Origin of the sequence: Streptomyces sp. NPDC005566 (assembly GCF_040605575.1) — a bacterium.
Taxonomy (GTDB): domain Bacteria; phylum Actinomycetota; class Actinomycetes; order Streptomycetales; family Streptomycetaceae; genus Streptomyces.
In genome coordinates, this window is the sequence record NZ_JBEXDB010000037.1 from 19,818 (window position 1) to 34,037 (window position 14,220).

The window sequence follows — 14,220 nt, forward strand, 5'->3', positions numbered from 1 at the left end:
GTCTATACACAGCCTGTGGACAACAACTTGAACCGTGCGGGTCGCCCTGACTACCGTGGTTGAACTCCGGTTCCTTTCCTTCCCACCTGCCGGGCCTCACCCGACCCGACCCATCCCGTCCCGAGAACCACACATTCGTGGGACATGCGAGAGAGCGTGCCTTGTGGCTGACGTACCTGCCGATCTTGCCGCAGTGTGGCCGCGAGTGCTGGAACAACTCCTCGGGGAGGGCCAGCAGGGCATCGAGCCGAAGGACAAGCAGTGGATCGAGCGCTGCCAGCCGCTGGCACTCGTCGCCGACACCGCACTGCTGGCGGTGCCCAACGAATGGGGCAAGCGCGTCCTGGAGGGCCGGCTGGCGCCGCTCATCAGCGAGACGCTGACCCGTGAGTGCGGCCGTCCGATCCGGATCGCCATCACCGTCGACGACTCCGCGGCCGAACCCTCCGGCCCGCCCGCACCCCCGATGCACCAGTCGCACCAAGGCCAGCAGTCCCACCGCTACCAAGGGCCACAGCGCGACGACCTCTCGCACAACGACGGGTACGACACCTACGGCCACCGTCCCTCCGACGACGGCATGCCGACAGCACGTCCCGCCTACCCGGACTACCAGCAGCAGCGCCCGGAGCCCGGTGCCTGGCCCCGCTCCCAGGAGGACCTCTCCTGGCAGCAGCCCCGGCACGGCGGGTACCAGGACCGCGATCCCTACGCGAGCCCCCGGCCCCAGCAGCCCCAGCACGACTACCGGCCGCAGCCGCCCGAGCGTCAGGGCTACGAACAGCAGCGGGACGCGCGCGACCGTCATGATCTTCAGGACCAGGAGCCCCAGCACCGTCAGGGCGGACCCGGCCCAGGTCGTACCGGCGGCGGCGGCCCCGGCCCCATGGGTGCCCAGCCCGCACCCGCACCTGGTCCCGGTGAACCGCACGCCAGGCTGAATCCCAAGTACCTCTTCGACACCTTCGTCATCGGTGCTTCCAACCGCTTCGCTCACGCGGCGGCAGTTGCCGTGGCCGAGGCCCCGGCGAAGGCGTACAACCCCCTCTTCATCTACGGGGAGTCGGGGCTCGGCAAGACGCACCTGCTCCATGCCATCGGGCACTACGCGCGCAGCCTCTATCCGGGTACCCGCGTGCGGTACGTGAGCTCCGAGGAGTTCACCAACGAGTTCATCAACTCGATCCGTGACGGCAAGGGCGACACCTTCCGCAAGCGGTACCGCGACGTGGACATCCTCCTGGTCGACGACATCCAGTTCCTGGCGAGCAAGGAGTCGACGCAGGAGGAGTTCTTCCACACCTTCAATACGCTCCACAACGCCAACAAGCAGATCGTGCTGTCCTCGGACCGGGCGCCGCGCCAACTGGTGACCCTGGAGGACCGGCTGCGCAGCCGGTTCGAGTGGGGCCTCACCACCGACGTGCAGCCGCCCGAGCTGGAGACGCGTATCGCGATCCTCCGCAAGAAGGCGGTACAGGAGCAGCTCAACGCACCCCCGGAGGTGCTCGAGTTCATCGCCTCCCGCATCTCGCGCAACATTCGCGAGCTGGAGGGTGCGCTGATCCGCGTGACCGCATTCGCCAGCCTCAACCGGCAACCGGTGGACCTCGGCCTGACCGAGATCGTCCTCAAGGACCTCATCCCGGGCGGTGAGGACTCGGCCCCCGAGATCACCGCGCCGGCCATCATGGCGGCCACCGCCGACTACTTCGGGCTCACCGTGGAGGACCTCTGCGGATCCTCCCGCAGCCGCGTGCTGGTGACGGCGCGCCAGATCGCCATGTATCTGTGCCGCGAACTGACAGATCTCTCGCTGCCCAAGATCGGTGCCCAGTTCGGCGGACGCGACCACACGACGGTGATGCACGCCGACCGGAAGATCCGCGCCCTCATGGCGGAGCGGCGTTCCATCTACAACCAGGTCACCGAGCTCACCAACCGCATCAAGAACGGCTGACGAGCCGGCCCGCCGCAGCGATCCCGGGGCGCCCCGCAAGGACCACGAAGAGTCCTCGCGGGGCGCCTTTCGTCATATCCGGACGCCGGAGCGCCGCCCTGCAAGGGCTCCGGACCGTGGCCGTGCGAGGGCGCCGGACCCACAGGTGCTTCGGAGAGCCGGGCCGTGGAGGTGCTCCAAGAGGCTGTGAAAAGCCTCCCGGAGGTTGTCGGAAGGGACAGAAATGCCTCCTTGGAGGCCCTCCCGGACGTCCACCCGACCCGCGCGCACCCCGCTCCGAGCCGGGCCGCACCCTCACGAAGCACCCCGGTTGTTCGAATACGGTCCGCGAGCATGCCCTTCTCCACAGATCGATGAGTAAATGGGCGTCCACAGCCTGGGGACTGGGAAGTTGTCCAGATTGCATCCACAGGGCCCGCTGCCGATACTCCATCAGGCCAGGTCACATGCCTGGGGATTTGTGGTCAACAATGATCCACAGCCTGTGGACAGATTTTTCGTCCACAGGGGGCCGATGATGTTGTCCACCGTCGGCCCACAGGCTGGACCGTGTTGTCCCCAGCTTCTCCACACCCCTGTCCACTGTTCGGCAACTCAACACCGCCTTTCACTGCCGAGAGTGAAAGGCGTCACACCGAGGACCTCGGTTGGGCTGTGGGGAACCTGGGTAAAGCTGGGGACAGCCCTGGGGAGAAGTCACCCCCACCTGTGCATCGGGTGTGCAGAACTTTCGGGTGTCCACAGAAACACCAAGTTGTCCACCGGTGCCGCCCACAGGGCCGGTGGACAAAAAATGGGCACTGACCTGCGGAAACAACGTTATCCACGGTTTCCACAGGCCCTACTACTACTGCCACTCAGAGTTAGCCAGGAATCCGCTTCGAAGTGGGGGCTGTGCACAACTTGGCCCGAGAGCTCCGAGGGCCGCTTGTCGCGACTTGACCCCGAGCAGCAACGAGTGTCGGTGCCGTACGTCAGACTGGACCCCGGCGTCCTCCCCTCAGCCCTTCGGCAGGGAGACCCCGAACCAGACGACGAAGGCCAGCAGGGCGAGCGAGCAACAGCAGGAGGCGGTTCCGGTGAAGATCCGGGTGGAGCGCGATGTACTCGCGGAGGCGGTGGCCTGGGTGGCCCGCAGCCTCCCGGCCCGTCCGCCGGCGCCCGTTCTTGCGGGCCTTCTGCTGAAGGCCGGTGACGGCGCCCTCAGCTTCTCGAGCTTCGACTACGAGGTCTCGGCCAAGGTCTCGGTGGACGCCGAGATCGAGGAGGAAGGCACGGTGCTCGTCTCCGGCCGGCTCCTCGCCGACATCTGCCGCGCCCTTCCGAACCGGCCGGTGGAGATTTCCACCGACGGTGTACGGGCCACCGTGGCGTGCGGCTCCTCGCGATTCACACTCCACACCCTGCCTGTGGAGGAGTACCCGGCCCTGCCGCAGATGCCGACCGCGACCGGCACCGTCCCCGGTGAGGTGTTCGCCTCGGCGGCGGCCCAGGTAGCCATCGCAGCCGGCCGTGACGACACGCTGCCCGTCCTCACAGGCGTCCGGATCGAGATCGAGGGCGAGACCGTCACCCTCGCCTCGACCGACCGCTACCGCTTCGCGGTCCGTGAGTTCCAGTGGAAGCCGGAGAACCCGGACGCCTCTGCCGTCGCCCTGGTGCCCGCGAAGACGCTCCTGGACACCGCCAAGGCGCTGACCAGCGGCGACACGGTGACGCTGGCGCTGTCGAGCTCGGGTGCCGGTGAGGGCCTCATCGGTTTCGAGGGCGCGGGCCGTCGCACGACGACGCGGCTCCTCGAGGGCGACCTGCCGAAGTACCGGACTCTTTTCCCCACCGAGTTCAACTCGGTCGCGGTCATCGAGACCGCGCCGTTCGTGGAGGCCGTCAAGCGTGTGGCCCTCGTCGCCGAGCGGAACACTCCGGTGCGGCTCAGCTTCGAGCAGGGTGTGCTGATCCTGGAGGCGGGTTCCAGCGACGACGCACAGGCTGTGGAGCGCGTCGACGCCGTGCTCGAGGGTGACGACATCTCGATCGCCTTCAACCCGACGTTCCTGCTGGACGGGCTCAGCGCGATCGACTCCCCGGTCGCCCAGCTCTCCTTCACGACGTCCACCAAGCCCGCCCTGCTCAGCGGCCGTCCCGCCGTCGATGCCGAGGCGGACGACGCGTACAAGTACCTGATCATGCCGGTCCGCCTCTCCGGCTGATCCGGCGATCGTTCCTGTCACGGCAGCTTCCGGCGGGCACGCTCAGCGCTGAGCAGGCCCGCCGCGCTGTCCCCGGCCGGGCGTAGGCTCGGTCCCGGGTACGAATCGGCACAACGCTTAAGGAATCTCTGATGGAGCTCGGTCTCGTCGGCCTCGGCAAGATGGGCGGCAACATGCGCGAGCGCATCCGCCGCGCAGGCCACACCGTCATCGGTTACGACCGCAACCCGGATGTCGCCGATGTCCACAGCCTCGAAGAGCTTGTGGGCAAGCTCAAGGGTCCGCGAGTCGTGTGGGTGATGGTTCCGGCGGGTGCCGCGACCCAGTCCACCATCGACGAGTTGGCCGAGCTGCTCTCCCCGGGCGACATCGTCGTGGACGGCGGAAACTCCCGCTGGACCGACGACGAGAAGCACGCCGTGGAGCTGGGCATCAAGGGCATCGGCTTCGTCGACTGCGGTGTCTCCGGTGGCGTATGGGGCCTGGAGAACGGCTACGCCCTGATGTACGGCGGCGACGCCGACAACGTGGCGAAGGTCCAGCCGGTCTTCGACGCACTCAAGCCCGAGGGCGACTTCGGGTCCGTACACGCGGGCAAGGTCGGTGCCGGCCACTTCGCGAAGATGGTTCACAACGGCATCGAGTACGCCATGATGCAGGCCTACGCCGAGGGCTGGGAGCTGCTGGAGAAGGTCGACTCCGTCACGGACGTGCGTGAGGTCTTCCGCTCCTGGCAGGAGGGCACGGTCATCCGTTCCTGGCTGCTCGACCTGGCGGTCAACGCACTGGACGACGACGAGCACCTCGACAAGCTCCGTGGTTTCGCCGCCGACTCCGGTGAGGGCCGGTGGACGGTCGAGGCCGCCATCGACAACGCGGTGCCGCTGCCCGCGATCACGGCGTCCCTGTTCGCCCGGTTCGCCTCGCGGCAGGACGACTCCCCGCAGATGAAGATGATCGCCGCGCTGCGCAACCAGTTCGGCGGTCACGCGGTCGAGAACAAGAAGTAGCAGTACGCAGCACGGCAGGACGCAGAACGAAGTCGGAAAGGGTCGGCGAACATGCACGTCACGCATCTCTCGCTGGCCGACTTCCGCTCGTACGCCCGGGTCGAGGTTCCTCTCGACCCGGGCGTCACCGCGTTCGTGGGTGCCAACGGCCAGGGCAAGACCAATCTGGTGGAGGCCGTCGGCTATCTCGCGACGCTCGGCAGCCATCGGGTGTCGTCCGACGCCCCCCTGGTGCGGATGGGTGCGGAGCGGGCTGTTGTCCGGGCCGCGGTCACTCAGGGCGAGCGGTCCCAGCTGATCGAGCTCGAGCTCAATCCGGGCCGTGCGAATCGCGCCCGTATCAACCGGTCGTCCCAGGTCAGGCCCCGTGACGTGCTGGGGATAGTACGGACCGTGCTGTTCGCTCCCGAGGATCTGGCCCTGGTGAAGGGCGACCCGGGTGAGCGGCGGCGCTTCCTGGACGAGCTGATCACGGCGCGTTCGCCGCGGATGGCGGGCGTCCGGTCCGATTACGAGCGGGTGCTGAAGCAGCGCAACACCCTGTTGAAGTCCGCGGCGATGGCCCGGCGCCACGGTGGCCGGTCGATGGATCTGTCCACGCTGGACGTGTGGGACCAGCATCTGGCCCAGGTCGGGGCTGAGCTGCTGGCCCAGCGCCTGGACCTGATCGCGACGCTGCAGCCGCTCGCGGACAAGGCGTACGCGGACGTGGCGCCGGGCGGTGGTCCGGTGACCCTGGAGTACCGCAGCTCGGTCGGTTCCGACGCGGAGCCCGCGCGCACCCGTGAGGAGCTGTACGAGCAGGTGATGGCGGCGCTCGTCCAGGCCCGTAAGCAGGAGATCGAGCGAGGCGTGACGCTGGTCGGTCCGCATCGCGACGATCTGGTGCTGGGGCTGCGGGGCATGCCGGCGAAGGGGTACGCGAGCCACGGGGAGTCCTGGTCGTACGCGCTGGCGCTGCGGCTCGCCTCGTACGACCTGTTGCGCACCGAGGGCAATGAGCCGGTGCTCGTGCTGGACGACGTGTTCGCCGAGCTCGACGCGCGGCGTCGTGAGCGGCTGGCGGAGCTGGTGGCCCCGGGCGAGCAGGTGCTGGTCACGGCAGCGGTCGACGACGACGTCCCGGCCGTGCTGGCGGGTGCGCGGTACGCGGTGTCCGCGGGTGAGGTGGAGCGGCTGTGAGCGGCCGGGCGGAGAACGGCGGGCGGGCGTTGCCGGATCCGGTGAGCGGTGCGGCGAAGCAGCCCGAGGTGTCGGGTGTCGATCTGGCGCGGGTGGCGCTGCGTGCGGCGAAGGAGCAGGCCCGTGCCCGCGGTGATGCCGCGCAGCAGAAGAAGCAGGCCAGGCGTGGTGGCGGGCTGAGGTCGGGCGCGCGGTCCGACGGTCGTGATCCGTTGGCTCTGGGGTCGGCTATCAACCGGTTGATCACTGAGCGGGGCTGGGAGACTCCGGCGGCTGTGGGCGGTGTGATGGGGCGGTGGACGCAGATCGTGGGCGACGATCTGGCCAATCACTGTGTGCCGCTGCGGTACGACGAGGATCCGGCCGAGCGCGTGCTGACGGTCCAGTGCGATTCGACGGCGTGGGCGACGCAGCTGCGGATGCTGGCACCGCAACTGGTGGCCAGGCTGAACACGGATCTGGGTCACGGCACGGTGAAAATGATCAAGGTGCTGGGGCCTGGTGGTCCGCAGCGCAAATTCGGTCCGCTGCGAGCGCCGGGGAGCACGGGCCCGGGGGACACATACGGCTGAGCAGGCATTTCCTGCTCCGGGCTCCTGTGAACACGGCCGGCGCCAGGGTTTTTCGATGGGCGGACCGCCCTCTTCGGGGCTGTTGCGCGACTTGTCCTTGTCTACCGGAATGCTCTGTTGTGCGGTGGTTCGTGCCGGGCGGCGAATGTGAGGCGTCCCTCACCGTAGTGGGAGGTTGACAGGCCGAAGCGCTCAATGCCCGCGTGAGCCTCTCAGAGCCCCTTCCTGAATATGGGGAGTCGGCAGGCGCTCATTCAGGGCGGCACATGCGGACTCAGGTACCGGCAAACCCCCATTCATGTCGGCGCTACCGGTAGACTGATGGACAATCCCGCTTCCGTGCGGGAGTCGTCGATACAAGCCGAACGACGCAGCCGCTCCCGCCTGTCCGGAGAACGGCCTGTGCTGTGCCAGAAAGGGCGCTTCGTGGCCGATTCCGGCAACCCCAACGAGAACAACCCGTCCACAGCCGGTGCGCACGGCGAGGTCACCGCCTCGTACGACGCCAGCGCGATCACGGTCCTCGAGGGCCTGGACGCGGTACGCAAGCGACCTGGCATGTACATCGGTTCAACCGGTGAGCGCGGTCTCCACCACCTCGTGCAAGAGGTCGTCGACAACTCGGTCGACGAGGCGATGGCCGGGCACGCGGACACCATCGATGTCACGATCCTCGCGGACGGCGGGGTGCGCGTGATCGACAACGGCCGAGGCATCCCGGTCGGCATCGTGCCGTCCGAAGGGAAGCCGGCCGTCGAGGTCGTGCTGACCGTCCTGCACGCGGGCGGCAAGTTCGGTGGCGGCGGTTACGCCGTCTCCGGTGGCCTGCACGGCGTAGGCGTCTCCGTCGTCAACGCCCTGTCCACACGGGTCGCCGTGGAGGTCAGGACGGACGGCTACCGCTGGACCCAGGACTACAAGCTCGGTGTCCCGACCGCCCCGCTGGCCCAGCACGAGGCCACCGAGGAGTCCGGTACGTCGGTCACCTTCTGGGCCGACGGGGACATCTTCGAGACCACCGAGTACAGCTTCGAGACCCTCTCGCGCCGCTTCCAGGAGATGGCGTTCCTCAACAAGGGCCTCACCCTCAAGCTCACCGACGAGCGGGAGTCGGCGAAGGCGACGGCGGGCGCGGACAGCGCGGACGCGGTCGAGCCCACCGAGGAGGAGGCCGCCCGCACGGTCACGTACCACTACGAAAACGGCATCGTCGACTTCGTGAAGTACCTGAACTCCCGTAAGGGCGACGTCATTCACCAGTCGGTGATCGACATCGAGGCCGAGGACAAGGAGCGTCTCCTCTCGGCCGAGATCGCGATGCAGTGGAACACGCAGTACACGGAGGGGGTCTACTCCTTCGCCAACGCGATCCACACGCACGAGGGCGGTACGCACGAGGAGGGCTTCCGTGCGGCGCTGACCTCTCTGGTCAACCGGTACGCGCGCGACAAGAAGCTGCTGCGCGAGAAGGACGACAACCTCACGGGTGAGGACGTCCGCGAGGGCCTGACGGCGATCATCTCGGTGAAGCTGGGCGAGCCGCAGTTCGAGGGCCAGACGAAGACGAAGCTGGGCAACACGGAGGCCAAGACCTTCGTGCAGAAGGTCGTCCACGAGCAGCTGACGGACTGGTTCGACCGCAATCCCAATGAGGCCGCGGACATCATCCGCAAGGGCATCGCGGCGTCCACGGCGCGTGTCGCGGCCCGCAAGGCGCGCGACCTGACCCGCCGTAAGGGTCTGCTGGAGAGCGCGTCGCTGCCGGGCAAGCTGAGCGACTGCCAGTCGAACGACCCCACCAAGTGCGAGATCTTCATCGTCGAGGGTGACTCCGCCGGCGGTTCGGCGAAGTCGGGCCGTAATCCGATGTACCAGGCGATCCTGCCCATCCGAGGCAAGATCCTGAACGTCGAGAAGGCCAGGATCGACAAGATCCTGCAGAACACCGAGGTCCAGGCGCTGATTTCGGCATTCGGTACCGGTGTCCACGAGGACTTCGACATCGAGAAGCTCCGCTATCACAAGATCATTCTGATGGCGGACGCCGACGTCGACGGCCAGCACATCAACACCCTGCTGCTGACCTTCCTGTTCCGGTTCATGCGGCCGCTGGTCGAGTCCGGGCACGTGTACCTCTCCCGTCCGCCGCTCTACAAGATCAAGTGGGGCCGGGACGACTTCGAGTACGCGTACTCCGACCGTGAGCGCGACGCTCTGGTGGAGCTCGGCAAGCAGAACGGCAAGCGGATCAAGGAAGACTCGATCCAGCGCTTCAAGGGCCTCGGCGAGATGAACGCCGAGGAGCTGCGCATCACGACGATGGACCAGGACCACCGGGTGCTCGGCCAGGTCACGCTGGACGACGCGGCGCAGGCAGACGATCTGTTCTCGGTGCTGATGGGTGAGGACGTCGAGGCGCGGCGCTCGTTCATCCAGCGCAACGCCAAGGACGTCCGCTTCCTCGACATCTGAGTCGGCCGAACAAGCAAGCCGCAGCTCGAAAGGACTTTGACCAGCAATGGCCGACGAGAACACCCCTGTGACACCTGAAGAGGAGCCCGCCACCGCGGGTGTGGGCATGCGTGTCGAGCCCGTGGGGCTCGAGACGGAGATGCAGCGCTCCTACCTCGACTACGCGATGTCCGTCATCGTGTCGCGTGCGCTGCCCGACGTACGGGACGGTCTGAAGCCCGTTCACCGCCGGGTGTTGTACGCGATGTACGACGGCGGCTACCGGCCCGAGAAGGGCTTCTACAAGTGCGCCCGTGTCGTCGGTGACGTCATGGGTACGTACCACCCGCACGGCGACTCCTCGATCTACGACGCGCTCGTGCGACTGGCGCAGCACTGGTCGATGCGCATGCCGCTGGTGGACTCCAACGGCAACTTCGGTTCTCCGGGCAACGACCCGGCCGCGGCGATGCGGTACACCGAGTGCAAGATGATGCCGCTGTCCATGGAGATGGTCCGGGACATCGACGAGGAGACCGTCGACTTCAAGGACAACTACGACGGCCGCAACCAGGAGCCGGTGGTTCTCCCGGCGCGCTTCCCGAACCTGCTGATCAACGGCTCGGCGGGCATCGCGGTCGGTATGGCCACCAACATCCCGCCGCACAACCTGCGCGAGGTCGCGGCCGGCGCGCAGTGGTACCTGGAGCACCCGGAGGCTTCGCACGAGGAGCTCCTGGACGCGCTGCTCGAGCGCATCAAGGGCCCGGACTTCCCGACGGGCGCGCTCGTCGTGGGCCGTAAGGGCATCGAGGACGCGTACCGCACGGGCCGTGGCTCCATCACGATGCGTGCGGTCGTGGCGGTCGAGGAGATCCAGGGCCGTCAGTGCCTGGTGGTCACGGAGCTTCCGTACCAGACCAACCCCGACAACCTCGCGCAGAAGATCGCCGACCTGGTGAAGGACGGCAAGGTCGGCGGCATCGCGGACGTGCGTGACGAGACGTCCTCGCGCACCGGCCAGCGTCTGGTGGTCGTGCTGAAGCGTGACGCGGTCGCCAAGGTCGTGCTGAACAACCTGTACAAGCACACCGATCTGCAGACGAACTTCGGCGCGAACATGCTGGCGCTCGTCGACGGGGTGCCGCGCACCCTGTCGATCGACGCGTTTATCCGCCACTGGGTGACGCACCAGATCGAGGTCATCGTCCGGCGTACGAAGTTCCGCCTGCGCAAGGCGGAGGAGCGGGCGCACATCCTGCGCGGTCTGCTCAAGGCGCTGGACGCGATCGACGAGGTCATCGCACTCATCCGTCGCAGCAACACGGTGGAGATCGCGCGCGAGGGTCTGATGGGCCTGCTGGAGATCGACGAGATCCAGGCGAACGCGATCCTGGAGATGCAGCTGCGCCGGCTGGCCGCGCTGGAGCACCAGAAGATCACCGCCGAGCACGACGAGCTCCAGGCGAAGATCAACGAGTACAACGCGATCCTGGTGTCGCCCGAGCGGCAGCGTCAGATCGTCAGCGAGGAGCTGGCGGCGATCGTCGAAAAGTTCGGCGACGACCGGCGTTCCAAGCTGGTGCCCTTCGACGGTGACATGTCCATCGAGGACCTGATCGCCGAGGAGGACATCGTCGTCACGATCTCCCGCGGCGGCTATGTGAAGCGCACGAAGACGGACGACTACCGTTCGCAGAAGCGCGGCGGCAAGGGTGTGCGCGGGACGAAGCTCAAGGAAGACGACATCGTCGACCACTTCTTCGTGTCGACGACGCACCACTGGCTGCTGTTCTTCACGAACAAGGGCCGGGTGTACCGGGCGAAGGCGTACGAGCTGCCGGATGCCGGCCGGGACGCGCGTGGTCAGCACGTGGCGAACCTGCTGGCGTTCCAGCCGGACGAGCAGATCGCGCAGATCCTGGCGATCCGTGACTACGAGGCGGCGCCCTACCTGATCCTGGCCACCAAGGGCGGCCTGGTGAAGAAGACGTCGCTGAAGGACTACGACTCGCCCCGTTCCGGTGGTGTCATCGCCATCAACCTCCGTGAGACGGAGAGCGGTGCGGACGATGAGCTGATCGGCGCCGAGCTCGTGTCGGCCGAGGACGATCTGCTGCTCATCAGCAGGAAGGCCCAGTCGATCAGGTTCACTGCGACGGACGATGCACTGCGCCCGATGGGCCGTGCCACCTCGGGTGTGAAGGGCATGAGTTTCCGCGCAGGCGACGAACTGCTCTCGATGAATGTTGTCCGGCCCGGTACGTTCGTGTTCACTGCGACCGACGGTGGTTACGCGAAGCGGACCGCTGTCGACGAGTACCGCGTCCAGGGTCGTGGTGGTCTGGGTATCAAGGCCGCCAAGATCGTGGAGGACCGGGGATCGCTCGTCGGGGCGCTGGTGGTGGAGGAGACGGACGAGATCCTCGCCATCACGCTCGGCGGCGGCGTGATCCGTACGCGAGTCAATGAAGTCAGGGAGACGGGCCGTGACACCATGGGCGTCCAACTGATCAATCTGGGCAAGCGCGATGCCGTCGTCGGTATCGCGCGCAACGCCGAGGCCGGTCGTGAGGCCGAAGAGGTCGACGGGACCGATGAGGCTGAAGGCAACACGGTCGAGGCCCATGCCGAGAGCGTGGTCGAGGGCACTGTCGAGGGCACGGAGCCCTCGGCCGGGGAGCACGAGGAGTAGAGCGTGAGTGGAGCCACGGGCGCCGGTTCGGCCTCTTCCGGAGCTGGAGCGAGCGGTGCCCGTGGCCCTGCCACGGACTCCCAAGGGGGAACTGTGACGGACACTCGGGGACCTCAGCCCCAGTACGAGGGGTACGCGACCGGGCCGTTGCCCGGTGAGCGCGAGCCCGCACCGGGCCAGGCGGGGCCCTATCACCCGCCGCAGGCGTACCAGTCCCCCGCGGGCGGTACGCAGGGTGGCGGCACACAGGGCGGAGCGCAGGGCGTGGGCGGCGTACAGGCGACGCGTCGGCCCCGGACCGGGGCTCGGACCACTCCGCGTACCCGCAAGGCGCGCCTGCGGGTGGCCAAGGCCGATCCGTGGTCGGTGATGAAGGTCAGCTTCCTGCTGTCCATCGCGCTGGGGATCTGCACAGTGGTGGCGGCGGCGGTCCTGTGGATGGTGATGGACGCCATGGGCGTCTTCTCCACCGTGGGCGGCACGATCAGTGAGGCCACCGGTTCGAACGAGAGCAACGGCTTCGATCTGCAGTCGTTCCTGTCGCTGCCGCGCGTCCTCATCTTCACCTCGGTCATCGCGGTGATCGATGTGGTGCTGGCCACTGCGCTGGCGACGCTGGGCGCCTTCATCTACAACTTGTCGGCCGGCTTCGTGGGTGGCGTGGAGCTCACTCTGGCCGAGGACGAGTAGGTCGCCGGGTATCGATTTTGGGACTGGCCCCGACGTGCGCTAATCTTCAGAAGTCAGCGCACAGCGCGGCGGGGCTATAGCTCAGTTGGTTAGAGCGCATCCCTGATAAGGATGAGGCCACAGGTTCAAATCCTGTTAGCCCCACCAGTACGAAGGCCCCCCACCGGTAACGGTGGGGGGCCTTCGACATTTGCGGGTGACATCAGCCGGTCAGTGAATTCCGGCAGCTCGGCGAGCATCGTCACGGCTTCCCGCTCTCCGTCGCCCACCACATGGGTGTAGACGTCCATGATCATGCTGATCTGGCTGTGCCGCAGGATCGCCTGGGCGACCATGGGGTGCACCTTCAGGAAGGCCGGCAGGGTGCCGCAGGTGTGCCGAGCGAGCCGCACGGTGATCCGGCCGGACCCCCGATCGCCGACCCGGGCGGAGCCGAGCAGCCGTGGCCCAGGGCGTCAAGATCGTTCGTACAGTGGCGCGCTCCGCCATGACGCCCTTGACCACGCTCGCCATGCGGAGTGTGGGTCGAAGGCGGACGGGACGGGAGCGGGGGTGAGTGGTGGGTTGAGGGCAGTTGAGTGTTCAAGCTTTGCCCATGACAGACTCAGCGACTTGTCAGTCACGTTTCAGGAGGTCCCTGCCATGCGCCACTTGGCCACCGTGGCGGCCGGTATCGCGGCCACCGTCCTGCTCACCGGCTGTGGAGCAGGGAATGCTGGGCAAGCACCCGCACCGAAGTCGAAGAGCGTCGCGTCGGTCACACCGAAGGCAGCTGGTGCATCCGAGGTCGAGGCAGCGCTCAGGAACGCCGATCCAGCGCCCTACTCGGCTCAGATGACGGCGGAAAGCTATCTGGGCTCCACGCCGGCACTCGTGATGGCCGGCCGGATGAACCTCAACGGATCAGCCCCTACGGGCAAAGTGACCTTGACGACTGCCGACAGCGCTCCGGAGGACCAAGCGGTCACTGCGGAGACGATCCTGCTGGAGAACGCCACCTAAACACGAGCACTTGACGACGACGGACCAGCTGGGGAGTGGCAGCGTGCGGGGCTGGATTCTGCAGGCGCGGTCGCAGCGGACTACAGAGCTTATGCACAGCTGCTCCTGGACCTTGGGCCGAAGGCTCTGAAGGGTTCAGAGGAGGTGGACGGCGCCCCTGCGTACCGGCTTTCCGGGAAGCTCACCCAGGACCAGCTCCGGACGGTGGACCGTCGACTGTACGACAGGATGCGTTCCGCGGGCCTGGAGGAGTTCGCTTGCGACGTGTGGGTCAACGAATCCGGCCGAGTCGTGCGCTTCGAGCAGTGGATGAAGGTATCCGGTGCCTCGGCGCACAACGTCGTGACGCTCAAGGGGACCTCCCCCTGAGTCGTGGACACGCTGATACTGGATCTGCTTGATCCGGAGGAAGCGAGAAGACCGTCGATGGCGATGAAGGACTATTCGG

10 protein-coding genes, 1 tRNA gene and 1 pseudogene are annotated in these 14,220 nt (G+C 67.1%); 11 read left to right on the forward strand and 1 reads right to left on the reverse strand.

Annotated features, from left to right (window positions below):
* The first annotated feature begins 163 nt into the window (after positions 1-163).
* From dnaA to ABZS61_RS33965, 9 genes are all read left to right on the forward strand, one after another.
* Positions 164-1,960, forward strand: a complete 1,797-nt coding sequence (gene dnaA, locus ABZS61_RS33925) for a chromosomal replication initiator protein DnaA (protein WP_356430097.1) — start codon at positions 164-166, stop codon at positions 1,958-1,960.
* A 1,079-nt stretch (positions 1,961-3,039) separates the two neighbouring features.
* Complete coding sequence (gene dnaN, locus ABZS61_RS33930) at positions 3,040-4,170, forward strand: DNA polymerase III subunit beta (protein ID WP_356430100.1); 1,131 nt, start codon at positions 3,040-3,042, stop codon at positions 4,168-4,170.
* 131 nt (positions 4,171-4,301) lie between these two features.
* Positions 4,302-5,180, forward strand: coding sequence for a phosphogluconate dehydrogenase (NAD(+)-dependent, decarboxylating) (gene gnd / locus ABZS61_RS33935; protein WP_356430103.1), 879 nt, complete (start codon positions 4,302-4,304; stop codon positions 5,178-5,180).
* Positions 5,181-5,231: 51 nt separating this feature from the next.
* On the forward strand, positions 5,232-6,362 hold the full coding sequence (recF, locus tag ABZS61_RS33940; protein WP_356430106.1) for a DNA replication/repair protein RecF: 1,131 nt from the start codon (positions 5,232-5,234) through the stop codon (positions 6,360-6,362).
* Between the two features lie 29 nt (positions 6,363-6,391).
* A complete protein-coding gene (locus tag ABZS61_RS33945) occupies positions 6,392-6,934 on the forward strand; it encodes a DciA family protein (RefSeq protein ID WP_356430124.1) in 543 nt (180 codons plus the stop codon).
* A gap of 402 nt (positions 6,935-7,336) precedes the next feature.
* Positions 7,337-9,406, forward strand: coding sequence for a DNA topoisomerase (ATP-hydrolyzing) subunit B (gene gyrB, locus ABZS61_RS33950; protein ID WP_356430127.1), 2,070 nt, complete (start codon positions 7,337-7,339; stop codon positions 9,404-9,406).
* A gap of 46 nt (positions 9,407-9,452) precedes the next feature.
* Complete coding sequence (gyrA, locus tag ABZS61_RS33955) at positions 9,453-12,080, forward strand: DNA gyrase subunit A (protein ID WP_356430109.1); 2,628 nt, start codon at positions 9,453-9,455, stop codon at positions 12,078-12,080.
* Positions 12,081-12,173: 93 nt separating this feature from the next.
* Entirely contained in the window at positions 12,174-12,770 is a 597-nt protein-coding gene (locus tag ABZS61_RS33960) for a DUF3566 domain-containing protein (protein ID WP_356430112.1), read from the forward strand.
* A gap of 70 nt (positions 12,771-12,840) precedes the next feature.
* Positions 12,841-12,917 (forward strand) — tRNA-Ile (locus tag ABZS61_RS33965).
* A 71-nt stretch (positions 12,918-12,988) separates the two neighbouring features.
* Here the strand turns inward: ABZS61_RS33965 and ABZS61_RS33970 are convergent.
* Positions 12,989-13,171: pseudogene (locus ABZS61_RS33970) on the reverse strand (site-specific integrase); the annotation flags it as partial.
* 241 nt (positions 13,172-13,412) lie between these two features.
* Here ABZS61_RS33970 and ABZS61_RS33975 point away from each other — a divergent pair.
* Positions 13,413-13,772 (forward strand): hypothetical protein, encoded by a 360-nt coding sequence (locus ABZS61_RS33975; protein ID WP_356430115.1) that lies wholly within the window; start codon positions 13,413-13,415, stop codon positions 13,770-13,772.
* Positions 13,773-13,916: 144 nt separating this feature from the next.
* A complete protein-coding gene (locus tag ABZS61_RS33980; RefSeq protein ID WP_356430118.1) occupies positions 13,917-14,141 on the forward strand; it encodes a hypothetical protein in 225 nt (74 codons plus the stop codon).
* Positions 14,142-14,220 lie beyond the last annotated feature (79 nt).

Excerpts from the sequence above, each read along its gene's own strand:
- gnd (WP_356430103.1), top strand. The coding sequence starts at position 4,302 with ATGGAGCTCGGTCTCGTCGGCCTCGGCAAGATGGGCGGCAACATGCGC.
- recF (WP_356430106.1), top strand. The coding sequence starts at position 5,232 with ATGCACGTCACGCATCTCTCGCTGGCCGACTTCCGCTCGTACGCCCGG.
- gyrA (WP_356430109.1), top strand. The coding sequence starts at position 9,453 with ATGGCCGACGAGAACACCCCTGTGACACCTGAAGAGGAGCCCGCCACC.
- ABZS61_RS33975 (WP_356430115.1), top strand. The coding sequence starts at position 13,413 with ATGCGCCACTTGGCCACCGTGGCGGCCGGTATCGCGGCCACCGTCCTG.